The following is a 23,753-nucleotide window of genomic DNA, read 5'->3' as shown; positions in this document are numbered from 1 at the left end:
ATTAATTGGAACAAACCATGGTCTGATCAGTTAACCGCACCAGGCGCACAGCAGGACATCGCCGGGCGTTAACCAGCAGAGAATCCGCACATGAAGAAAACCCTGACCGCAGTCTGCGCCGCGCTTGCGTTCAGCGCATCCTTGGCCAGTTTCGCTCAGCCGGGCCCACCTGGCCCTGACCGTCACGACGGTGGCCCTGGCCCATCCCATCAGTTCGATCCGCACCACGGCCAACCCGAACGACATGACCAACATGACAATGGTCGATACCCGGCCTACCACAACCCGAACTTCCGACCCGATGCAGGCATGCCGATGCCGCATCGCCAATGGCATCGTGGCTATGTCGTAGAGCCACGCTACCGCGACGACCGCTATTGGGTAACCGACTGGCGTGCACGTCACCTGTACGCGCCTCCCCGCGATCACCGCTGGTTGTATGTGAACGGTGACTACGTTCTGGTAGCGATCGCCACGGGCGTGGTCGTCAGCGTTCTTTCAGGCTACTGATTTTGCGGGCATACAAAAGCCCGCATCAGCGGGCTTTTGTAGTTGGCAATGTCATAAGTTCCACGTGGAACATCGCGTGCTCAAAGCACGACCTGCGCCGTGTCGCCATTCACCTCGAGACGCGTATCGAAGCCTGCGCACAAGGCAGCAAAGCGCTGCAAAATGGCCCTGGCCTGCTGTCCTGAGGCCAATCGCGGCCGCCCACGACGGTGGATGGCTTCGCCAAAACCCAACTGCACTGGATGCAATTCGATGCGTGTAAGGGTGCGGCCATCGAAGGTGCAGATCGGCACAATGCTCTCCCAGAATCGCGCATCGGACGGGAAACTGCGCGTGCCATTATGGGTACGCTGCAAGAACACCTTGGACGGGGTCTGCTGGCGGTCTACGCGGAACTGCTCATAGCTGTCCACCGGCAGACGTTCGACCAGTTCGTTCTGGCCGATGAAGTTACCCAGGCTGTAGAAGATAGGTTTGCCTTGGTAAATCTCCATGCCTCGCAACAGGTGCGGACCATGGCCTACGACGATATCGACGCCAGCGTCGATCAGCTTGCGTGCCACCGGCTGGATGAATTCGGCAGGTACTTCCAGGTCCCATTCCCCCGCTGGGTTGTAGCCCAATTCATGAGCATGAAGGCTGACCAGCACAATGTCCGAGGTCAACCGTGCTTCTTCGACCCAACGCAAAATGCCATCCAGGTCTCTTTTTCGGGCGAGCGTACGCAGCCGGGTATTGGCACCTTCACGGAACAACAGTGGGGTGAATGGCCCGAATATCGCGAGCGACGGGTCAGGCAGGGGATGGGCGAAACCGAGGTCCACCGCCCCCTGGTAAAGACGATCCAGTCCCAGGTCGGCAATCAGCTGGCGTACCTGTGCCATCTGCTCGGTACTGACCTCATGCAGAGTGTCGTAACCCAATGGGTTGAGGCCCGGACGGCCAGGCATGTCTCGACTCTGGTCGCTGGCCTCCTGACCCTTGCCGTAGGTCGAACTGCACGCCAGCAACGCGACAGTACCCGCCGGTTTGCTGCAGTACACCGGTCGGCGGGCCTCTTCCAGGTTGCGCCCGGTGCCAGCGAACAGCAGCTCACGTTTGCGTAATTGCTCATGGGCCGCATGAAGCCCGCTGATGCCGTAGTCCAGGCTGTGATTGTTGGCCGTGGAGAACAGATCGAAGCCACCTTCGACCAGTTCATCGAGCACCCAGGACGGGGCACCGAAATGCGAGCCACCGCTTTCTAGCGCGGGATCACCGGCGAAGTCGTTGGGCAATACCTCAAGGTTGGTGAAGCTCACGTCTGCTGCGCGGATCAGGTCGAACAAAGGGCTCAGCGCCTGGTCATCCCGGCTGTGCAGACGGCGCTGCAGGATACTGTCGCCAGTCAGGGCAATCTTCATGGTCTGCCTCGGAAGGTTGAATTCCGTCCGGACTATAGGCCAAGACCGCGTGGCATCAGATTGAATATGGTTCATCCCGATAGCTGCCGGTTATCGACAGTCGCCACCCTCTCATTTGGCTATGGGCATCACTTTTTTTCAGAAGCCGCCGCTGTGACTCGCTGCTTACCATGCAGACGCCCCCGCCGAAGGGGAGGCTTTCTCATGAACAGCAAGTTCAAGGCGCAGAGCACTTATGAAAAAAACAATGACCGGCGTCGCGGGCCCTCGGCTTCGCGTACTTCCGCTGGGAGTCAGCCTGGCACTCGCGGCAACCAGCGCACAGGCCGTTACCTTCAACATCGGGGAAATCGAAGGGCGTTTCGATACCAGCCTGTCCATTGGGGCCAGCTGGGCCATGGACAGCCCGGACCGCGCCTTCATTGGCACGCGCAACGGAGGCACGGCCTCTACCCAGACTTCCGACGACGGCCGCCTGAATTTCAAGAAGGGCGAAACGTTCTCGAAGATCTTCAAGGGCGTGCACGACCTCGAGCTCAAGTACGGCGACACCGGTGTGTTCGTGCGAGGCAAGTACTGGTACGACTTCGAGCTCAAGGATGAAGGTCGCTTGCTCGAGGACATCGATGACAACCACCGCGACATGGCCGCCAAGTCTTCGGGCGTCGAGTTGCTGGATGCCTTCGTCTACCACAACTACACCATCAACGACTTGCCAGGCACCGTTCGCGCTGGCCGACAGGTGGTCAGCTGGGGTGAAAGCACCTTCATCCAGAACGGCATTAACAGTATCAACCCGGTCGATGTCTCAGCCTTGCGCCGTCCAGGCTCCGAGGTCAAGGAAGCACTGATTCCAGTCAACATGCTCTATTTCAACCAGGGCCTGACCGACAGCCTTTCGTTCGAAGCCTTCTACCAGCTGCAATGGGAAAAAACCGTCGCCGACAACTGCGGTACTTTCTTCAGCAGCGATGTGGTCGCCAAGGGCTGCGACAACAACATGGCAATCAACGGCAGCGACTTTGACCGCGACGTCGACGGTACCGGGACACCCGGTGGTTATGGTTATGTGCCACGCCTTTCCGACAAGGACCCACGCAACAGTGGCCAGTTCGGCGTGGCCCTGCGCTGGATGGTGCCTGAACTCAACGACACTGAGTTCGGTGTCTACGCCATGAACTATCACAGCCGTACCCCGACCAGTACGTGGAGGGTCGGCCGTGGCGCCTTGCTCGACCCGGTGGGCGGCTTGGCAGGGCAGGGTGGTGTCAGCACGGCACGCTACTACCTGGAGTACCCGGAAGACATTCGCCTGTACGGCCTGAGCTTCAGCACGACGGTCGGCGCCACCGCCGTGGCCGGCGAAATCAGTTACCGCCCGAACATGCCGCTGTCACTGAATGCCAGTGATGTGTCGGCAGCCGCCACCCTCGGCGCGGCTGCCACCAATCCGCTGGTCAACGCCGGCCTGCCGGTCTTCCAGACCGGTTTCGCAAGCTCCGCCTACGGCTCGCTGATCAACGGCTACGTGCGCAAGCCGTTCACCCAGGCACAAGTCACCCTGACCCGCACCATCGACCAGTTGACCTTCATCGGTGCGGATCGCCTGACACTGGTGGGCGAAGTCGGTTACAGCCACATCGCCGACTTGGGCGCGACCGATGGTTCGGACCTGCGCTTTGGCCGCAGCAGTGTCTATGGCAACGGCGAATTGTCCACCGCCGGTAGCGCCCCGTTGCTTGGTGGTATTTCCGGAAACAACCTGTGCCGTCAGGTCGCCAACTCGGCCAACCCGGACCAGTGCAACAGCAAGGGCTTCTATACCGCCGACTCCTGGGGTTACCGAGTGCGCGCAATGCTGGAGTACGCCGACCTTATCGGCGGTGTGGTGCTGCGCCCAAGTGTGTCCTTTGCCCATGACGTCGAAGGTTTTGGCCCGACGTTCAACGAGGGAGACAAGTCGGTGAGCATCGGCGTGGATGCCGAATACCTCAACCGCTACAACCTCGCCATCAGTTACACCGACTACTTCGGCGGTGACTTCAACACCAACACAGACCGCGACTTCCTCGCCGTCAGCCTGGGCGTGAGCTTCTGACGCTCCTTTGTTCCTGGAGGTAGACCATGTTTCGCAAAGCCTTGATCCGCAGCAGCTGCCTGGTCCTTAGCCTGTTGGCCAGCCAGGTGATGGCGGCCGTGTCCGAACAGGAAGCAGCCCGCCTGGGAGGCGAGCTGACCCCTATCGGTGCCGAGAAAGCCGGTAATGCCGACGGCAGCATCCCAGCCTGGACCGGCGGCTTGCCGGCCAGCACCGGCTCAGTGGACGCCGGTGGTTTTATCCCCAACCCCTACGCCAACGAGAAGCCCTTGTTTGTGATCACGGCGCAAAATGCCGAACAGTACAAGGCACGCCTGACACCCGGACAGCTGGCGATGTTCGCACGGTTTCCGGACACCTATCGCATCCCGGTGTACACCACACATCGCAGCGTCACTTTGCCCCCAAAAGTGTTCGCTGCGGTCAAGGAGAACGCTACTCGCACGACCCTCGCGGAAGGCGGAAACGGCCTGCAGAACTTCAAGATGTCGATCCCTTTCCCGATCCCCCAGTCCGGCCTGGAAGTGATCTGGAACCACATCACCCGCTACCGGGGTGACTCGATCCTGCGCAACACCGCACAGATAAATCCGCAGGAAAACGGTACCTACTCCATCAGCATGATGAAAGAGCAATTCGCCTTCCCGTTCGGCCTGAAGGATTACGACCCGCAGAAAATGGCCAACATCCTGTTCTACTTCCGCCAGGAAATCCTTTCGCCCCCGCGGCGAGCCGGCAGCGTGATGCTGGTACTGGAAACCCTCGACCAGGTCGCCGAGCCGCGCATGGCCTGGATGTACAACGCCGGCCAGCGCCGAGTACGCCGTGCGCCGCAGGTCGGCTACGACAGCCCTGGCGCTGAAGGAATGCGCACCTACGACGACTTCGACATGTTCAACGGCGCACCCGATCGCTATGACTGGAAGCTGGTGGGCAAAAAAGAGGTCTATATCCCCTACAACAGCTATGCCCTGGACTCACCGAAGCTCAAGTACGACGACATCATTCGCCCAGGCCACCTCAACCCCGACCATACCCGTTACGAACTGCACCGGGTCTGGCATGTGGTCGCCACCCTCAAGCCCGGCCAGCGCCATATCTACAGCAAGCGCGACCTGTACATTGACGAAGACAGCTGGCAGGTGGCTGAAGCCGATGCCTACGACAGCCGTGGCAACCTTTGGCGGGTTTCCGAAGGGCATGCACGATTCTTCTACGATCAGCAATTCCCCTGGTTGACCGCCGAGACGCATTACGACGTGACCACTGGCCGCTACACGGTCTCAGGCCTGCGCAACGAAGAGAAAAAGAACAGCTACGACTTCTCGCTGAATGCATCGAGCAAGGAGTTCACCCCGAACGCCTTGCGTGCTACCGGGATTCGCTGACCGACAGTTGCGCCCATGGGATGCTTCCAACCCTGGGCGCTGACTCGTCGGTCGCGGCATTTTATGCTCTAGTTCGCATCCCCTCAGGTTCAGGTGTATGCCATGAAGTTGCATCAACTGCGCGCCATCGTCGCGATCTGCGAAAGTGGCAGTATTCAGGAGGCCTCTCGGTTACTGCATATTTCTCAGCCGGCCTTGTCGAAGAGCATCAAGGAGCTGGAGTCGGAGCTGGGCGTACCTCTGCTGGTGCGATCCAACCGTGGGATCACCGTCACCCCCTACGGTGAACATCTAGTGCGCCGAGCGCGGTTGGTGGTGGAGGAGGTACGTCGGGCTCGGGACGAGATCGAGACGCTCAAGGGCACCATGGACGGTCGGGTGATCATCGGCGTGTCCCCTGTCACGCCCAGTCAGCAGTTCGCCAGTTGCATCCTCAGCTATCGCAAGCGCTACCCGAAGGTGCAGCTGCAGATTCTTGAACTGCGTCCGGCCAAATTGCTGGAGGGTCTGCGTGAAGGGCAGCTGGACCTGGCGCTGACGTCACACCCACCCGCCCGCAGTGTCGAAGGCTTCGAGTGGCATGAACTGTACGCCCAACCCACTACCCTGGCCGTGCGCAAAGGGCATCCCTTGTCGAAGGCCCGTTCGTTGAACGAGTTGCTTGACCTGGAATGGCTGCTGCCCGACGCGCTGGACATTTCACTGGCCGGACGCATGTTCGAGGAATACGGCATCCAACCACCAGAGCGTACGATCATCTGCGCATCGGTGGTGCTATACGCCGAGCTGGCCGCGACCACGGATGCCGTCAGTATCTGGTCGCGTCGTGTCTTCGACTTGCCCGTCGTGTCTGGCAACCTCGACATGCTGCCGATCGCCGAGCGGGTACCAGGCACCGACATCTCCCTGGTTTGCCGGCCCGCAGAACTGATGACGCGGGAAACGCAGATGCTTGTCGACGACATCATCTACGCCTTCAAGAACCCGCAAACCTTGCGCTCACCGCTCCATAACCAACTTTGATAAGCATGCCGATAGATCATTATTCAGCGAGCAGCGGCTACGGCATCCTGCCTGCATGACCTCTGGAGTAGCCCTGTATGCCGTTCTCCCATCGTAATCTCGTGCTGGTCATGCTGATGGCTGTGATGATCATCAGTGTGCTGGACAAGAGCATCTTTGCCTTCGCCGGCGCCCAGATCATTGATGAGCTTAAGCTCACACCCGCCGAATTCGGCTTCATCGGCAGTGCGTTCTTTTTCCTCTACTCGATCTCCGGGGTGGCGGTTGGCTTCCTGGCCAACCGTTTTCCTAGCCGCTGGATACTGGTAGGCATGTCATTGGTGTGGATGGTCTCGCAACTGCTGGTAAGCGTCAGCAGCAGCTTCGCCGCACTGGTGCTCAGCCGCTTGATGCTCGGTGCCGGTACCGGCCCCGGCACTGCCGTGACTCAGCATGCCTGCTTCAAATGGTTCGGTCCTACCGAACGGGTGATGCCTGCTTCGCTGATCCAGGTGTCGATCATGCTCGGCGCCGTATTGGCCGCAGTCAGCCTGCCGCTGCTGATTGCCCAAGTCGGCTGGCGCATGGCCTATCTTGCGCTGGCACTGATTGGGCTGCTGTGGATGCTGCTATGGTTGGCCTTCGGCCGCGAGGGAACACAAGTGGATCCGGTAATCAACCGTACCGGCCACCCCTTGCCAGGCTATCGCCGGTTGCTGCTCAACCGGACCTTCCTCGGCATCACCCTGATAGGCTTCATGGGCTTTCTGCCCAATGCACTGGTCTACAGCTGGGTACCGGTCTACCTGCAGAAGGGCCTGGAGATGACTGCGATGCAGTCGGGCTACGTGGTCATGGGCGTGACCCTGGCCGTCATTCCGTGCAACCTCGGTGTCTCGGCACTCTCGCAACGGGCACTCAAGGAAGGCGCCAGCCCGCAACGGGCCATGGTGGCATTGCCACTGGCCTGCAGCCTGATCGCGGGCTTCGCTTTCCTGCTGATCACCCAGGCCCATGGCCACACTCTGACGACCCTTGCGCTGTATGCGACCGGGGCAGTGTTGATCAATGTACTGCCGACATTCGCCAACACCATCGTCGCGTTCATTGCGCCGGGCGAGCGCCGGGGCTCCATGTTGTCGATCCACATCGGCGGGGTGACCAGTGCCGGCATGCTCGCGCCGTGGCTGGTCGGGCAATGGGTCGCCGTGCGTGGCGGGGATATCGCGCATGGCTTCGAGTCTGCGCTGGCGGTAATCGGCACAGCCATCATTGTCTTCACGCTGATTGCCTTCTGGCTGGTCCGGCCAGAGCAAACCCGCATGCACCTGCAAGCCCACGAATCGTCTCTGCAGCCAGCACTGCACGCCGGCTGAACGCCAGACCGCAGACTCACGAACTTTTCCCTTTCACTTTTACTGGCCTCGGGCCGGCCGGTAGGCGGCTGCCCGCTGTCCGGTCCAACCCAGGAAAAAACCGGAGCTGAAATGAATCCTGCTGCCTGCTTCTCACAGACGTACGCACAAGCGCGACAAAAATTCCTAAAGGCCTGTGCTGATCGGGGTCTGTCGGTCGAATCCCACCGGCACCCGCTACGCGGTGCCGAAGGCGAGGAGTTGGCCATCGACGTGGCTCGCAGCGGCCCGATCGATGCCGAGCATGTATTGCTGATCAGCAGTGGATGCCATGGTGTCGAGGGCTTCTGTGGCTCAGCTGTGCAGATTGCGCTGTTGCAGGATGAGAACTTTCAACGTCAGGCCAGCGACGCCCGCTGCGCGGTGGTCTACCTGCATGCGGCCAACCCTTACGGGTTTTCCTGGCTACGTCGCTGGACCCACGAGAATGTCGACCTGAACCGCAACTTTCGCGACTTCAGCCAACCCCGTTCGCCTAACCGCGACTATCCAAGGCTCCACTCGCTGATGATTCCCGAGCGCTGGCCAGTCACCTTGATCAATCGCCTGCGACTGCTTTCGCATCTGGTGAGGCTGGGGCGCAAGCGTCTACAGGAAGCAATATCTGGGGGACAGCACAGCCACCCCGACGGACTGTTCTATACGGGGATCTCACCCACATGGAGCAACGATGCCGTGCGTAGGATCCTCCACCAACAGGCCAGCCGATGCGAGCACCTGGTCTGGATCGATATCCACACTGGGCTTGGCCCCAAGGGGCATGGTGAACGTATTTACTCTGGACCAGCCAATTCCCCCATGCTGAAACGGGCTAGGCGCTGGTGGGGGGAGGGCGTTCGCTCCTCGCAGGAAGGCCAGTCAGTGTCGGTGCCGCTGAACGGACTGATGGTGTACGGCACGATGGAGGAGTGCGCTCCGGCGGCGTTCACGGCCTTGACGCTTGAGTTCGGTACCTTGCCGGGGCAACAAGTACTCGATGCCTTGCGGGCTGAACAGTGGCTGCATAACAACCCAGGCACTAGCGAGCAGCGGCGCCAGCAGATCAAACGGCAACTGCGCGACGCCTTCTATGTCGACGAACCACAGTGGAAAGAGGATGTGTTGCGCCAGGCGCGCGAAGTGGCACTACAGGCCATCTGCGGCTTGAATGAAGAGGCCCTTGTGGCCCAATAGCCGCGATTTCCGTGAAACAGCAAAAAGCCCGCTTTCGCGGGCTTTTCTGTTGGAGCGGCAACGGATCAGAAGTCGAGGTTCGACACCGACAGCGCATTGCTTTCAATGAAGTCACGACGTGGCTCAACCGCGTCGCCCATCAAGGTATTGAACAGCTGGTCAGCAGCAATCGCGTCTTCGATGGTGACCTTGAGCATACGGCGCACGGTGGGGTCCATGGTGGTCTCCCACAGCTGCTCAGGGTTCATCTCACCCAGACCTTTGTATCGCTGGATGGTATGACGCTTGGTGCTTTCGTTCATCAGCCAGTCCAGCGCTTCCTTGAACTCGCTGACTGCCTTGCGGCGTTCACCACGCTGTACATAGGCACCTTCGCCGAGCAGGGTAGACAGATTGCCACCCAAGACGACGATCGAACGGTAGTCGTTGCTGCCAAAGAAGTCGCGGTTGAACGTGACATAGCTGGCCAAGCCGTGGGAAGTGATTTCAACTTCCGGCAGCCAGAGGTTGCGCTCTTTGTCCTCGCGCAGGCTGGCCTTGTACACCAGACCAGACTTCTGACTGTTGTTCAGGCGCTCCTGGAACTTCGCCAGCCATCCCTGCATGACTGCATGATCAGCCAACTGGTCAAGCGTGACTTCAGGCAGGTAGATGAAGTGCTCGGTGAGCTCTTCCGGGTACAGCCGCGACAGGCGCTTGAGCGTCTTCATCACACCACGGAACTCGTTCACCAGGTTTTCCAGTTGTACACCGGATACAGCTGGCGCCGACTCATCCAGGTGCAGACTGGCATCTTCGAGGGCCGACTGGGTCATGTACTCTTCCATGGCCTCGTCGTCCTTGATGTACTGCTCCTGCTTGCCTTTCTTAACCTTGTACAGCGGTGGCTGGGCAATATAGATGTAACCGCGCTCGACCAGCTCCGGCAACTGACGGAAGAAGAACGTCAGCAGCAGGGTACGGATGTGCGAACCGTCAACGTCAGCATCGGTCATGATGATGATGTTGTGATAACGCAATTTGTCGATGTTGTACTCTTCACGACCGATACCGCAGCCCAGCGCGGTGATCAGCGTGCCCACTTCCTGGGACGAGATCATCTTGTCGAAGCGCGCTTTCTCGACGTTGAGGATCTTACCCTTGAGCGGCAAGATCGCCTGGGTGCGGCGGTTACGACCTTGCTTGGCCGAGCCACCCGCAGAGTCACCCTCCACCAGGTAAAGTTCGGAAAGAGCAGGGTCCTTTTCCTGGCAGTCGGCAAGCTTGCCCGGCAGACCGGCGATATCCAGTGCCCCCTTGCGGCGGGTCATCTCACGGGCTTTACGCGCGGCTTCACGAGCACGGGCGGCGTCGATCATCTTGCCGACAACGGCCTTGGCCTCGTTCGGGTTTTCCAGCAAGAAGTCGGCGAAGTACTTATTCATCTCCTGTTCCACGGCGGTTTTCACCTCCGAGGAAACCAGCTTGTCCTTGGTCTGGGAGCTGAACTTCGGATCAGGTACCTTGACCGAAATGATGGCGGTCAAACCTTCGCGGGCATCGTCACCGGTGGTGGCGACCTTGTTTTTCTTGGCCAGACCTTCCTGCTCGATGTAGCTATTGAGGCTACGAGTCAACGAAGAGCGGAAGCCCACCAGGTGGGTACCACCATCGCGTTGAGGAATGTTGTTGGTGAAGCACAGCAGGTTTTCGTTGAAGCTGTCGTTCCACTGCAACGCCACTTCGACACCCACGCCATCGTCGCGCTGGACGTTGAAGTGGAACACCTGGGAGTTGATCGGTGTCTTGTTGGTGTTCAGGTACTCGACGAAAGCCCGCAGGCCACCTTCGTACTTGAAGAACTCTTCCTTGCCGCTGCGTTCATCCTTGAGCAGGATGCCAACCCCGGAGTTCAGGAAGGACAGTTCACGAATCCGCTTGGCCAGGATGTCCCAGCTGAAATGGATATTCTTGAAGGTCTCGGCAGATGGCTTGAAGTGAATGTGGGTACCCGTGGACTCACTCTCACCGACAACCGCCATCGGCGCTTGTGGAACACCGTGGACGTACGTCTGTTCCCAGATCTTGCCACTACGGCGTACGGTCAGGACCAGTTTCTCGGAAAGGGCGTTCACCACGGAAACGCCTACACCGTGCAGACCACCAGACACCTTGTACGAGTTGTCGTCGAACTTACCGCCAGCGTGCAGCACGGTCATGATGACCTCGGCTGCCGAAACGCCTTCTTCTTTATGCACGTCAACCGGAATGCCGCGACCGTTGTCGCGCACACTGATGGATTCATCCGGGTGAATGATGACGGTGATGTCATCGCAGTGACCGGCGAGGGCTTCGTCGATCGAGTTGTCGACCACCTCGAAGACCATGTGGTGCAGGCCGCTACCATCATCGGTGTCGCCAATGTACATGCCGGGACGCTTGCGCACGGCATCCAAACCTTTCAGCACCTTGATGCTGGAGGAGTCGTACGTTTGATTTTCGCTCATGCCTTCACTCCCGATGGTCGTGGGTCTGGGTGATACGGCCTTGTTCCACGTGGAACAAAGCAACTGGCGTTTCCGTCTGCCAGCCTTCCCTCAGTAATTCGTGATCTACACAGGTGATGAACACCTGGCAGCGTAATTCTTCAAGCAAGCGGCATAGCGCGCGGCGATGCTGCTCATCCAGCTCGGATGGCAAGTCATCCACGAGATAAATACAGTGACCGCGGCGAGCCTGACTCACGAGATGGCCTTGTGCTATGCGCAATGCGCACACCACAAGCTTCTGTTGCCCCCGCGACAAAATGTCGGCCGCGTTGTTGGCAGCCAATCGCAGACGCAGATCAGCACGTTGTGGGCCGGCCTGGGTATGGCCCATTTGCTGATCTCGAAGAAGAGAAGAAGCGAGAACTTCATTGAGTTCGCGGTCTTTGTCCCAGCCTCGGTAGTAGCTCAGGGTTAACCCGTCCAGCTCGACCAGTTCGCTCAGGGTTCGCTCGAAGACAGGCTTCAAGGCCTTGATGTAGTTGCGACGGTATTCATCTATTTCCGCGCTGGCCAGGCACATTTCCCGGTCCCAGGCGGCTTGCGAAGCTGCGTCAAGTGTACCATGACGCAACCATGAGTTCCGCTGCCGCAGCGCCTTCTGCAGACGCTGCCAAGCTGCCATGAAGCGTGGTTCCACGTGAAACACGCCCCAGTCCAGAAACTGCCGGCGGATCTTCGGAGCACCTTCGAGCAGCCTAAAACTGTCGGGGTTGATCAATTGCAGTGGCAAGAGCTCGGCAAGCTGAGCCGTACTCTTGGCATTCTGCCCATCGATGCGAATGGTGAACTCCCCGTGCCGATCACGGGATATCCCCAGGTTACTGGTGCCACCTTCCGTCAGCTCGACTTCGCCAAACACCGTGCAAGTGGGCTGTTCGTACTGGATGACCGGGTTGAGCCGGGTACTACGAAACGAGCGCGCCAGTCCAAGCAAATGCACGGCTTCAAGCACGCTGGTTTTGCCGCTGCCGTTGGTGCCGTAAAGGATATTGATGCGTGGGGAAGGTGAGAGGGTCACCGGGTGCAGGTTGCGCACCGCGGTGACCATGATACGTCGAAGGGACATTGGGCCTGCTACGTTTACAGACGCATCGGCATGACAACGTAGGACGAGTCGTCATTGCCGGCTTCCTGCAGCAGGGCACTGCTGTTGGAGTCGGACAGAATCAGGCGGACCTGTTCAGTCGTCATCACACCCAGCACGTCCAGCAGGTAGCTGACGTTGAAACCGATTTCCAGCGAGCTGCCGTCGTAGTCGACGCTGATTTCTTCTTCAGCTTCTTCCTGCTCAGGGTTGTTGGCCTGAATCTTCAGTTGGCCAGCGGCCAGTTGCAGGCGAATACCGCGGTACTTCTCGTTGGACAAGATCGCAGTACGGCTGAACGCTTCACGCAGCGCCTGGCGATCGCCGATAACCAACTTGTCCCCCCCTTGGGCAGGACGCGTTCGTAGTCAGGGAACTTGCCGTCGACCAGCTTGGAGGTGAAGGTGAACTCGCCGGTCGTCGCACGGATGTGGTGCTGACCGAGGACGATGCTGACCATGCCTTCCGGCTCGGTCAGCAAACGCGCCAGCTCAAGGATACCCTTGCGTGGCACGATCACCTGGTGGCGGTCGGCCTGTTCGATCGGTGCACTCATCGCGCACATCGCCAGACGGTGGCCATCGGTCGCGACAGCACGCAGCGTACCGCTGGATACCTCCAGCAGCATACCGTTGAGGTAGTAGCGCACATCCTGCTGAGCCATGGCGAAACTGGTGCGCTCGATCAGGCGGCGCAGCTTGCTTTGCTCCAGGTTGCAGGTCAGCGAGCCTGGGCCTTCTTCCACGGTCGGGAAGTCGTTGGCCGGCAGGGTCGACAGGGTGAAGCGGCTGCGGCCGGCCTTTACCAACAGTTTCTGTTCGTCGACTTTGATATCGATCAGGGCATCGTTCGGCAGGCTTTTGCAAATGTCCATCAGCTTGCGCGCTGGAACAGTGATTTCGCCAGGCTCAGCCGAGTCTTCCAGTTGCACGCGGCCTACCAGTTCGACTTCCAGGTCGGTACCCGTCAACGAAAGCTGCTGGCCTTGCACGACCAGCAGAACGTTGGACAGGACCGGCAAGGTCTGACGGCGCTCGACGACACCGGCGACCAGTTGCAGGGGTTTCAACAGGGCTTCGCGTTGAATGGTGAAATGCATGGTCTAGTCCCTTGCCTTCAAATAGCTGCGCTGACGGCCATCAGGTCGTCAGCGTCCGCAGCAGGTTCTTGTAGTCCTCGCGGATGTCCGCGTCGGATTCCTTCAATTCGTTGATCTTGCGGCAGGCGTGCAACACGGTGGTATGGTCCCGGCCACCAAACATATCGCCGATTTCCGGCAGACTGTGATTGGTCAGCTCCTTGGACAAGGCCATGGCCACCTGACGCGGACGTGCAACAGAGCGCGATCGGCGTTTGGACAACAAATCGGCGATCTTGATCTTGTAGTACTCGGCAACGGTACGCTGAATGTTATCCACACTGACCAGCTTGTCCTGCAGCGCCAGCAGGTCTTTCAGCGACTCGCGAATCAGTTCGATGGTGATGTCGCGACCCATGAAGTGCGAGTGAGCGATCACACGCTTGAGGGCACCTTCGAGTTCACGCACGTTGGAGCGGATACGCTGGGCAATGAAGAAAGCTGCATCGTGTGGCAGCTCGACCTTCGCCTGGTCGGCCTTCTTCATCAAGATGGCCACGCGTGTTTCAAGCTCCGGCGGCTCGACCGCCACGGTCAGCCCCCAACCGAAGCGCGACTTCAAGCGTTCTTCCAGGCCCTCGATCTCCTTGGGGTAACGGTCGCTGGTCAGAATCACCTGCTGGCCGCCTTCAAGCAGAGCGTTGAAGGTGTGGAAAAACTCCTCTTGAGATCGCTCCTTGCGGGCAAAGAACTGGATGTCATCGATGAGCAGTGCGTCCACCGACCGGTAGAAGCGCTTGAACTCGTTGATGGCGTTCAGCTGCAACGCCTTGACCATGTCGGCGACGAACCGCTCGGAATGCAGGTAGACGACCTTGGCATTCGGATTCTTCTTCAACAGGTGGTTACCCACAGCATGCATGAGGTGGGTCTTACCCAAACCCACGCCGCCATAAAGGAAGAGAGGGTTGTAGCCATGCTTGGGATTGTCCGCGACCTGCCAGGCAGCTGCGCGGGCCAATTGGTTGGACTTACCTTCGACAAAGGTTTCGAAGGTAAAGGTGCGGTTCAGATAGCTGGTGTGCTTGAGCGCACCTTCGACCTGGACGGTACGTTGCTCGGTTCGACCTGCCGCTGCCGGTGCTGGCGACGCGTCACCCATTCCGTCGTAAGTGTCACGTGAGGACGACTCAGCCAGTTCATTGACCGCGACCGATTCAACCACGGTTGCGCTGATCGGTTCGGCAATGGGAGCAACCGGTGCTGACTGTTGCGCATGGTTCTGCGCGATGGACGCGGCAACGGCGGCACTGACAGGTGCGTTAGGCGCAGCCCGGGGGGCGGAGCTGCGACGGCTGCCTATTAATAAGGAAAGGGCAGGCGCAATACCGTTGCCTTGCTCACCCAGGAGTTCGAGCAGGCGGCCCAGGTACTTTTCATTGACCCAATCGAGAACGAAACGGTTAGGCGCATAGACGCGCAACTCGTCGCCTTCGGCTTCGACCTGTAGCGGACGGATCCAGGTGTTGAATTGCTGGGCAGGCAGTTCATCGCGCAAAAGCTCTACGCACTGCTGCCAAAGTTCCACTGACACGGATATCCCCTGAGTTGAAAGCCGGATGAGGCAAAAACAAACCGCCATTGTACCGGTCGGGCGACCAGTTATCCACATGTGGAAACGTTCTGATCCATGCCAAAACAGCCATTTAGCGTCCAAAAAGACATTTGCCGTGTACGCATAAGCTCTGTGGATAACTATGATTGAGGGCTATGCACAACCCTAGAGCTTAGCCTGTGGATAACACCGCTGTGGATAAACGCCGATTCAATCCACAGGTTCTGCGCACGTCCGGCACATCATCAGCACCCGTTACCGACAGGGTTAAAGTTTTCTGTACAGCACGTCATTCCTGGCCTACAGCAGGTTATCCACAGAAGACTGCTCCCTAAAGATCTATAAGTTCTTCAGAAAAGCTTTTTATATGTCTCTTCTTTTTTTCATGTTGAGCTTCCGTTCAGTGATCTGTCCAGCCACCCACGGGTGCTCCACTCGTGGGCATCAGCCGACGCTCCACCTATAAGGAAAGGCTGGTTGGAAATTGACCTATTGGCTTGCTTTCTCTAGAATCGCCGATCTCTTAAAAAGGGGGCCATTCCGGCCCGTTGTCGACAAACCCAGGTAACACGCCATGAAACGTACTTTCCAACCAAGCACCATCAAGCGCGCGCGCACCCACGGCTTCCGTGCCCGTATGGCTACCAAGAACGGCCGCGCTGTTCTGTCGCGTCGTCGTGCCAAAGGCCGTAAGCGTCTGGCAATTTGATCTTTCGGCACAGGTGGTGAGTCAGGACTTCAGTCGGGATAAGCGACTGCTTACACCCCGGCATTTCAAAGCGGTCTTCGACTCCCCAACCGGCAAGGTTCCAGGGAAAAACCTGCTGATCCTTGCTCGCGAGAACGGACTCGATCACCCGCGCCTAGGCCTGGTGATTGGCAAGAAGAGCGTCAAGCTCGCCGTTCAACGCAATCGCCTCAAGCGCTTGATGCGCGATTCCTTCCGTCTGAACCAGCAGATGCTCGCTGGCTTGGACATCGTGATCGTCGCGCGCAAGGGATTGGGTGAGATAGATAACCCGGAATTGCACCAACACTTTGGCAAGCTCTGGAAGCGCCTGGCACGCAGCCGGCCATCTCCAGCGCGAAACGCCGATTCCGTAGGGGTAGACAGTCAAGATGCGTAAACTGGCACTCGTTCCGATCCAGTTTTACCGTTACGCCATTAGTCCTCTGATGGCCAGTCACTGTCGTTTCTACCCCAGTTGCTCCCATTACGCTTATGAAGCCATCGAAAATCATGGCCTCGTACGTGGTGGGTGGCTAGCCGTTCGTCGCCTGGGGCGTTGTCATCCGTGGAACGACGGTGGTTTCGATCCCGTTCCCCCCGCTCCTTCCTCCCGAACTTCTTCGATAGCCGAGTAATCATGGATATTAAACGCACGATCCTGATCGTCGCCCTGGCAATCGTGTCCTACGTCATGGTCCTCAAATGGAACCAGGACTATGGCCAGGCAGCCCTGCCGACTCAGAATACTGCTGCCAGCACTACCGCTCCGGCCTTGCCGGATGGCGTACCGGCCGGAAACGCCGGCGCCAGCGCCGATGTGCCAAGCGCCAATGCCGAATCGACCCCTGCCGAACTGGCGCCGGTCGCGGTCAGCAAGGACCTGATCCGGGTCAAGACCGACGTTCTGGAACTGGCTATCGACCCAGTGGGTGGCGACATCGTCCAACTGACCCTGCCGAAGTACCCACGTCGTCAGGACCATCCGGACATTCCATTCCAGCTGTTCGACAATGGTGGCGAGCGCGTCTACCTGGCCCAAAGCGGTCTGACCGGCGTCAACGGTCCGGATGCACGCCCAGCCGGTCGTCCTCTGTACGCCACCGAGCAGAAGAGCTACCAACTGGCCGATGGTCAGGAACAACTGGTGGTCGACCTGAAGTTCAGTGACAACGGTGTCAACTACATCAAGCGCTTCAGCTTCAAGCGCGGTGAATATGACCTGAACGTCACCTACCTGATCGACAACCAGAGCGGCCAGGCCTGGAGCGGCAACATGTTTGCCCAGCTCAAGCGCGACGCCAGCTCGGATCCATCGTCGAGCACCGCCACCGGTACCGCCACCTACCTGGGTGCCGCCCTGTGGACAGCTTCCGAGCCGTACAAAAAGGTGTCCATGAAGGACATCGACAAAGGTAGTTTGAAAGAAAATGTGTCCGGCGGCTGGGTCGCCTGGCTGCAGCACTACTTCGTCACCGCCTGGATCCCGGCCAAGTCGGACAACAATGTCGTCCAGACCCGCAAGGACAGCCAAGGCAACTACATCATCGGCTACACCGGCCCGGCAATCAGCGTTCCAGCTGGTGGCAAGGTCGAAACCAGCGCCATGCTGTATGCCGGTCCGAAGATCCAGTCCAAGCTCAAGGAGTTGTCCCCAGGCCTGGAACTGACCGTCGACTACGGCTTCCTGTGGTTCATTGCCCAGCCGATCTTCTGGCTGCTGCAACATATCCACAGCCTGCTGGGTAACTGGGGCTGGTCGATCATCGTTCTGACCATGCTCATCAAAGGCCTGTTCTTCCCGCTGTCGGCTGCCAGCTACCGTTCGATGGCGCGTATGCGTGCCGTTGCACCGAAGCTTGCGGCGCTGAAGGAACGCTTCGGTGACGATCGCCAGAAGATGTCCCAGGCGATGATGGAGCTGTACAAGAAAGAGAAGATCAACCCACTGGGCGGCTGCTTGCCGATCCTGGTGCAGATGCCCGTGTTCCTGGCCCTGTACTGGGTACTGCTGGAAAGCGTCGAAATGCGCCAGGCCCCATGGATGCTGTGGATTACCGACCTGTCGATCAAGGATCCGTTCTTCATCCTGCCGATCATCATGGGCGCCACCATGTTCATCCAACAGCGTCTGAACCCGACGCCGCCGGATCCGATGCAGGCCAAGGTTATGAAAATGATGCCAATCATCTTCACCTTCTTCTTCCTGTGGTTCCCGGCTGGTCTGGTGCTGTACTGGGTTGTGAACAACTGCCTGTCGATCGCACAGCAGTGGTACATCACTCGCAGCATCGAAGCAGCAACCAAGAAAGCTGCTGCTTGACGGGCTACTGAGCTAGCCTGTGAATAAAAACGCCCCCTCGGGGGCGTTTTTGCTATCTGTCGTATTCGTCCTAGAGGCTTTCGAGCATGAACACTGTGCGTGAAACCATCGCTGCCATCGCCACTGCCCAGGGCCGTGGCGGGGTAGGTATCGTCAGGCTGTCCGGGCCGTTGGCCGCCAAGGCTGGCCAAATGATCACCGGGCGTACACTGACACCGCGCCACGCCCATTACGGTCCATTCCGCGACGAGGATGGGTTGGTGCTGGACGAGGGCATTGCGCTGTTCTTCCCTGGGCCGAATTCCTTCACCGGTGAGGATGTGCTCGAGTTGCAGGGGCATGGTGGCCCGGTGGTGCTGGACATGCTGCTCCAGCGCTGCGTGCAGGTGGGTTGCCGTTTAGCGCGCCCAGGGGAGTTCAGCGAACGGGCATTTCTCAATGACAAGCTCGACCTGGCTCAGGCCGAAGCGATTGCCGACCTGATCGAAGCCAGCTCCAGCCAGGCCGCACGCAATGCCTTGCGCTCTCTGCAGGGTGAATTCTCCAAACGTGTGCACAGCCTGACCGAAGCGCTGATCGCCCTGCGGATCTATGTCGAGGCGGCTATCGACTTTCCCGAGGAGGAGATCGATTTCCTCGCCGATGGCCATGTGCTGTCGATGCTCGATGCGGTGCGCAGCGAGTTGTCCACAGTGCAACGCGAGGCCGGGCAGGGCGCACTGTTGCGTGACGGCATGACGGTAGTCATCGCCGGTCGACCGAACGCTGGCAAGTCGAGCCTACTCAACCGCCTGGCTGGCAGGGAAGCCGCGATCGTGACCGATATTGCAGGCACCACTCGGGATATCCTGCGGGAACATATCCACATCGATGGTATGCCGCTGCATGTGGTCGACACTGCCGGGTTGAGGGATACCGACGACCATGTGGAAAAAATCGGCGTGGAACGTGCTCTGAAGGCCATCGGTGAAGCGGACCGTGTCCTGTTGGTGGTGGACTCCACCGCACCCGAGGCGAACGATCCGTTTGCATTGTGGCCAGAGTTCCTCGATCAGCGGCCAGACCCCGCCAAGGTGACGCTGATCCGTAACAAGGCTGACCTCAGCGGCGAGCGGGTAGGGCTGGAGCAGTGCGACGACGGCCACGTGACGATCACCCTGAGTGCCAAGGGCGACGATCAAGGCCTGCAGATGCTGCGCGATCACCTGAAAGCGTGCATGGGCTATGAGCAGACCGCTGAAAGCGGCTTCAGCGCCCGTCGCCGGCATCTGGATGCGCTGCGTCAAGCGAGTGCACACCTGGAACACGGGCGCGACCAACTGACATTGGCGGGGGCTGGGGAGCTGCTGGCTGAAGATTTGCGCCAGGCTCAACAGGCATTGGGTGAAATTACAGGAGCATTCAGCTCGGATGACCTGCTTGGGCGGATCTTCTCCAGTTTCTGCATCGGTAAGTAATCCACAGCCCACATGACCAAGGCCGCTCCTTCTGGAGCGGCTTTTTTTTGCCTGAAATTCCCCCACAGAGCCCTGTATGAGCGGGCTTTGCCCCGCGACGTGACCGTCCATCCAGCGAAATGCTCGTGGATGAGTGGTCGACTCGCGTCCCTGTCCTCGTTTTGCCTGCTCTATGCAGTACATTTTTTTCATCAACAGGCGCCACCAGGCTCCCAGGAGCTCTGTGGAAAACTCGCCTTCAGCTCCGTTGATAACCGGCATTTTTCTCTGAGGACAAACCCGCTTGTGGGTAAAGGGGCATTTAATCCACAGGCTAAATCCTGTTATCCAGAGCCCTCATGGCACTCCAGCCACAGGGTTTAATTTTCCTGTATCCAGCGTCACATATGGGGTATAGAACGTTATCCACAGAAGACCCTGTGCATAAGAATAAACATAAAAACAAAGCTTTTTTAAATTTTTCCTCTTTGATTTCTGTTGTCTGCCATTCATCCACAGACTGATCAAAAATTGCTCAGACGGTTTCTTTAAGAGGGGTGAAGTCCCTATACTTGTCCGCTTACCTTTTCTAATCGCAAAACAGGCACGAGGTGCGTGGTGGATTTCCCTTCCCGTTTTGAAGTGATCGTCATCGGCGGCGGCCATGCCGGTACCGAGGCTGCGCTTGCGTCTGCACGCATGGGTGTGAAAACCCTGCTGCTGACCCATAACGTGGAAACCCTCGGTCACATGAGCTGCAACCCCGCCATTGGCGGTATCGGTAAAAGCCATCTGGTCAAAGAGATCGATGCGCTCGGCGGCGCCATGGCGCTGGCCACCGACAAGAGCGGCATTCAGTTCCGTGTGTTGAACAACCGCAAAGGGCCCGCCGTGCGTGCGACCCGTGCGCAAGCTGACCGCGCCATCTACAAGGCGGTGGTGCGCGAGATCCTGGAAAACCAGCCGAACCTGTGGATATTCCAGCAGTCCTGCGACGACCTGATCGTCGAACAGGACCAGGTCAAAGGCGTGGTTACGCAGATGGGTCTGCGTTTCTTCGCAGAATCGGTGGTGCTGACGACCGGCACCTTCCTCGGCGGGCTTATCCACATTGGATTGCAGAACCATTCCGGTGGCCGCGCCGGCGATCCGCCCTCGATCGCCCTGGCTCACCGCATGCGTGAACTGCCGCTGCGCGTTGGCCGCTTGAAAACCGGTACCCCACCGCGTATCGATGGGCGTTCGGTGGACTTCTCGGTGATGACCGAACAGCCAGGCGACACGCCGATTCCGGTGATGTCGTTCATGGGCAACGCTCAGATGCACCCGCGCCAGGTCAGTTGCTGGATTACCCACACCAACGCGCGTACCCATGAGATCATTGCCTCGAACCTCGACCGTTCACCGATGTACTCGGGTGTCATCGAAGGGATCGGCCCGCGTTATTGCCCGTCGATCGAAGACAAGATCCACCGCTTCGCCGACAAGGAAAGCCACCAGGTGTTCATCGAGCCTGAAGGCTTGACCACCCATGAGCTTTATCCGAACGGTATTTCCACCTCGCTGCCGTTCGATGTGCAGCTGGAGCTGGTGCGTTCGATCCGCGGCATGGAAAACGCACACATCGTGCGCCCGGGTTACGCCATCGAGTACGACTACTTCGACCCGCGTGATCTGAAGTACAGTCTCGAAACCAAAGTCATCGGCGGCCTGTTCTTCGCTGGCCAGATCAACGGCACCACCGGCTACGAAGAAGCTGGCGCCCAGGGCCTGCTGGCCGGGACCAACGCGGCACTGCGTGCGCAAGGCCGTGAAAGCTGGTGCCCACGCCGTGATGAGGCATACATCGGTGTACTGGTCGACGACCTGATTACCCTCGGTACCCAAGAGCCGTACCGCATGTTCACCTCTCGCGCCGAGTACCGACTGATCCTGCGTGAAGACAACGCCGACCTACGCCTGACCGAGAAGGGCCGTGAACTCGGCTTGATCGACGACGCGCGTTGGGCCGCCTTCTGCGCCAAGCGCGATGGCATCGAGCGCGAGGAACAGCGACTGAAGTCGACTTGGGTACGACCCAACACGCCGCAAGGTCAGGCCATTGTGGATAAGTTCGGCACTCCGCTGAGCCACGAGTACAGCTTGCTGAACCTGCTGGCACGTCCGGAAATCGACTATGCCGGCCTGATTGAAGCCACCGGTGGGCAAATCATCGATCCACAAATCGCCGAGCAGGTGGAGATCAAGACCAAATACGCGGGCTACATCGACCGCCAACAGGAAGAAATCGCCCGTCTGCGGGCAAGCGAAGACACCCGCCTGCCTGTGGATATCGACTACACCACGATTTCCGGCCTGTCGAAGGAAATCCAAAGCAAGCTAGGCCAGACCCGTCCTGAAACCTTGGGCCAGGCTTCGCGTATTCCCGGTGTTACGCCGGCGGCGATTTCCCTGTTACTGATTCATCTGAAAAAACGCGGCGCCGGCCGCGAATTGGAGCAAAGCGCTTGAGTTCCCTGGTCACCCCACAACACGCAGAAGAGTTGTCCACAGGTGCGCGCCAGCTCGGCGTCGAGCTGAGCGCCGAGCAGCAGGAAAAGCTGCTGGGCTACCTGGCCCTGTTGATCAAGTGGAACAAAGCCTACAACCTGACCGCCGTGCGTGACCCGGACGAGATGGTTTCGCGCCATCTGCTCGACAGCCTTAGCGTCATGCCGTTTATCCACAGCGACCGCGAACATTGGCTGGATGTCGGGAGCGGTGGTGGCATGCCTGGCATTCCCTTGGCTATTCTGCACCCGAGCAAGAACGTGACGGTGCTGGACGCCAACGGCAAGAAGACGCGCTTCCTGACCCAGGTAAAAATGGAACTGAAATTGGACAACCTCACGGTTATCCACAGCCGGGTCGAAGCCTTCCAACCGCCGCACCCGTTCAGCGGAATCATCTCCCGCGCCTTCAGCAGCATGGAGAACTTCACCAACTGGACCCGCCATTTGGGCGACACCGGGACGCAATGGCTTGCAATGAAGGGGCTGCATCCTGCCGATGAACTGGTAGCATTGCCCGCAGACTTCACAGTGGAAAGCGAGCAGGCCCTGACCGTTCCGGGTTGCCAGGGCCAGCGCCATCTGCTGATACTGCGCCGCAAGGCATGACTGGGAACACACGCAACAATGGCTAAGGTATTCGCAATCGCGAACCAGAAAGGGGGTGTGGGTAAAACCACCACCTGTATCAATCTTGCAGCATCGCTGGCTGCGACCAAGCGTCGTGTGCTGCTGATCGACCTCGATCCGCAGGGCAACGCCACCATGGGCAGCGGTGTGGACAAACATGAACTCGAGCACTCGGTCTATGACCTGCTGATCGGGGAATGCGACCTTGCCCAGGCCATGCACTACTCCGAGCACGGCGGCTTCCAGCTGCTGCCGGCCAACCGCGACCTGACCGCCGCGGAAGTGGTGCTGCTGGAGATGCAGGTCAAGGAGAGCCGCCTGCGCAACGCCTTGGCGCCGATCCGCGACAACTACGATTACATTCTCATCGACTGCCCACCGTCGCTGTCGATGCTGACGCTCAATGCCCTGGTCGCCTCCGATGGCGTGATTATCCCGATGCAGTGCGAGTACTACGCACTGGAAGGCCTCAGTGACCTTGTGGATAACATCAAGCGCATTGCCGCTCGTCTGAACCCGGCGCTGAAGATCGAAGGCCTGCTGCGAACCATGTACGACCCGCGACTGAGCCTGAACAACGATGTTTCGGCGCAGCTCAAGGAGCATTTCGGCGAGCAGCTCTACGACACGGTCATTCCACGCAACATCCGCCTGGCTGAAGCACCGAGCTTCGGCATGCCCGCGTTGGCTTACGACAAGCAATCGCGCGGCGCACTTGCCTACCTGGCCCTGGCCGGGGAACTGGTGCGCCGTCAACGCCGTCAATCACGCACTGCACAAACAACTTAAGGAAT

At 59.1% G+C, this 23,753-nt stretch carries 18 protein-coding genes and 1 pseudogene; 14 read left to right on the top strand and 5 right to left on the bottom strand.

Annotated features, from left to right (window positions below):
* The first annotated feature begins 90 nt into the window (after nt 1-90).
* Nucleotides 91-510, top strand: coding sequence for an RcnB family protein (locus VXM67_RS02365; RefSeq protein WP_023377944.1), 420 nt, complete (start codon nt 91-93; stop codon nt 508-510).
* Between the two features lie 80 nt (nt 511-590).
* Here the strand turns inward: VXM67_RS02365 and VXM67_RS02360 are convergent, their stop codons facing one another.
* Nucleotides 591-1,913, bottom strand: coding sequence for a CapA family protein (locus VXM67_RS02360; protein ID WP_104881043.1), 1,323 nt, complete (start codon nt 1,911-1,913; stop codon nt 591-593).
* Nucleotides 1,914-2,160: 247 nt separating this feature from the next.
* Between VXM67_RS02360 and VXM67_RS02355 the strand changes: the two genes are divergently transcribed.
* From VXM67_RS02355 to VXM67_RS02335, 5 genes are all read left to right on the top strand, one after another.
* Nucleotides 2,161-4,011, top strand: a complete 1,851-nt coding sequence (locus VXM67_RS02355) for a DUF1302 domain-containing protein (protein WP_367237479.1) — start codon at nt 2,161-2,163, stop codon at nt 4,009-4,011.
* A 26-nt stretch (nt 4,012-4,037) separates the two neighbouring features.
* Nucleotides 4,038-5,399 carry a DUF1329 domain-containing protein gene (locus VXM67_RS02350; protein ID WP_023377941.1) on the top strand — a complete coding sequence of 454 codons (1,362 nt, stop codon included), beginning with the start codon at nt 4,038-4,040 and terminating at the stop codon, nt 5,397-5,399.
* 102 nt (nt 5,400-5,501) lie between these two features.
* Nucleotides 5,502-6,422 carry a LysR substrate-binding domain-containing protein gene (locus VXM67_RS02345; protein WP_104881045.1) on the top strand — a complete coding sequence of 307 codons (921 nt, stop codon included), beginning with the start codon at nt 5,502-5,504 and terminating at the stop codon, nt 6,420-6,422.
* A 77-nt stretch (nt 6,423-6,499) separates the two neighbouring features.
* A complete protein-coding gene (locus VXM67_RS02340; protein WP_367237477.1) occupies nt 6,500-7,777 on the top strand; it encodes an MFS transporter in 1,278 nt (425 codons plus the stop codon).
* A 111-nt stretch (nt 7,778-7,888) separates the two neighbouring features.
* Nucleotides 7,889-8,989, top strand: coding sequence for a M14 family metallopeptidase (locus tag VXM67_RS02335; protein ID WP_104883102.1), 1,101 nt, complete (start codon nt 7,889-7,891; stop codon nt 8,987-8,989).
* Between the two features lie 65 nt (nt 8,990-9,054).
* On the opposite strand, the gene gyrB is transcribed toward VXM67_RS02335, so the two are convergent.
* From gyrB to dnaA, 4 genes and pseudogenes are all read right to left on the bottom strand, one after another.
* Nucleotides 9,055-11,475 (bottom strand): DNA topoisomerase (ATP-hydrolyzing) subunit B, encoded by a 2,421-nt coding sequence (gene gyrB, locus VXM67_RS02330; RefSeq protein ID WP_023377930.1) that lies wholly within the window; start codon nt 11,473-11,475, stop codon nt 9,055-9,057.
* A gap of 4 nt (nt 11,476-11,479) precedes the next feature.
* Nucleotides 11,480-12,583: a DNA replication/repair protein RecF gene (gene recF, locus VXM67_RS02325; protein ID WP_023377929.1), complete on the bottom strand. Its 1,104-nt coding sequence runs from the start codon at nt 12,581-12,583 to the stop codon at nt 11,480-11,482.
* A gap of 14 nt (nt 12,584-12,597) precedes the next feature.
* Nucleotides 12,598-13,700: pseudogene (dnaN, locus tag VXM67_RS02320) on the bottom strand (DNA polymerase III subunit beta).
* Nucleotides 13,701-13,740: 40 nt separating this feature from the next.
* A complete protein-coding gene (gene dnaA, locus VXM67_RS02315) occupies nt 13,741-15,273 on the bottom strand; it encodes a chromosomal replication initiator protein DnaA (protein WP_023377927.1) in 1,533 nt (510 codons plus the stop codon).
* Nucleotides 15,274-15,868: 595 nt separating this feature from the next.
* On the opposite strand from dnaA, the gene rpmH reads away from it, so the two are divergent.
* The 8 genes from rpmH (at nt 15,869) to VXM67_RS02275 (ending at nt 23,748) form a co-directional block, all read left to right on the top strand.
* Nucleotides 15,869-16,003 (top strand): 50S ribosomal protein L34, encoded by a 135-nt coding sequence (gene rpmH / locus VXM67_RS02310; protein ID WP_003253163.1) that lies wholly within the window; start codon nt 15,869-15,871, stop codon nt 16,001-16,003.
* 13 nt (nt 16,004-16,016) lie between these two features.
* Nucleotides 16,017-16,421, top strand: coding sequence for a ribonuclease P protein component (rnpA, locus tag VXM67_RS02305; protein WP_027906650.1), 405 nt, complete (start codon nt 16,017-16,019; stop codon nt 16,419-16,421).
* Nucleotides 16,414-16,659 carry a membrane protein insertion efficiency factor YidD gene (gene yidD, locus VXM67_RS02300; RefSeq protein ID WP_023383145.1) on the top strand — a complete coding sequence of 82 codons (246 nt, stop codon included), beginning with the start codon at nt 16,414-16,416 and terminating at the stop codon, nt 16,657-16,659. Before rnpA ends, yidD begins: the two co-directional genes overlap by 8 nt.
* 2 nt (nt 16,660-16,661) lie before the next feature.
* Nucleotides 16,662-18,344: a membrane protein insertase YidC gene (yidC, locus tag VXM67_RS02295; RefSeq protein WP_023383144.1), complete on the top strand. Its 1,683-nt coding sequence runs from the start codon at nt 16,662-16,664 to the stop codon at nt 18,342-18,344.
* A gap of 86 nt (nt 18,345-18,430) precedes the next feature.
* Nucleotides 18,431-19,801, top strand: coding sequence for a tRNA uridine-5-carboxymethylaminomethyl(34) synthesis GTPase MnmE (mnmE, locus tag VXM67_RS02290; protein ID WP_023383143.1), 1,371 nt, complete (start codon nt 18,431-18,433; stop codon nt 19,799-19,801).
* A gap of 597 nt (nt 19,802-20,398) precedes the next feature.
* Nucleotides 20,399-22,291 (top strand): tRNA uridine-5-carboxymethylaminomethyl(34) synthesis enzyme MnmG, encoded by a 1,893-nt coding sequence (gene mnmG, locus VXM67_RS02285; RefSeq protein WP_023383142.1) that lies wholly within the window; start codon nt 20,399-20,401, stop codon nt 22,289-22,291.
* Nucleotides 22,288-22,938, top strand: a complete 651-nt coding sequence (rsmG, locus tag VXM67_RS02280; protein ID WP_023383141.1) for a 16S rRNA (guanine(527)-N(7))-methyltransferase RsmG — start codon at nt 22,288-22,290, stop codon at nt 22,936-22,938. The genes mnmG and rsmG overlap by 4 nt, the downstream gene beginning before the upstream one ends.
* Nucleotides 22,939-22,956: 18 nt before the next feature.
* Nucleotides 22,957-23,748, top strand: a complete 792-nt coding sequence (locus tag VXM67_RS02275) for a ParA family protein (RefSeq protein WP_023383140.1) — start codon at nt 22,957-22,959, stop codon at nt 23,746-23,748.
* The last annotated feature ends 5 nt before the right edge of the window (nt 23,749-23,753 follow it).

Source organism: Pseudomonas sp. Rh2, assembly GCF_040762985.1.
Taxonomy (GTDB): Bacteria; Pseudomonadota; Gammaproteobacteria; order Pseudomonadales; family Pseudomonadaceae; genus Aquipseudomonas; species Aquipseudomonas taiwanensis.
This window is presented reverse-complemented; position numbering and strand designations above follow the sequence as displayed.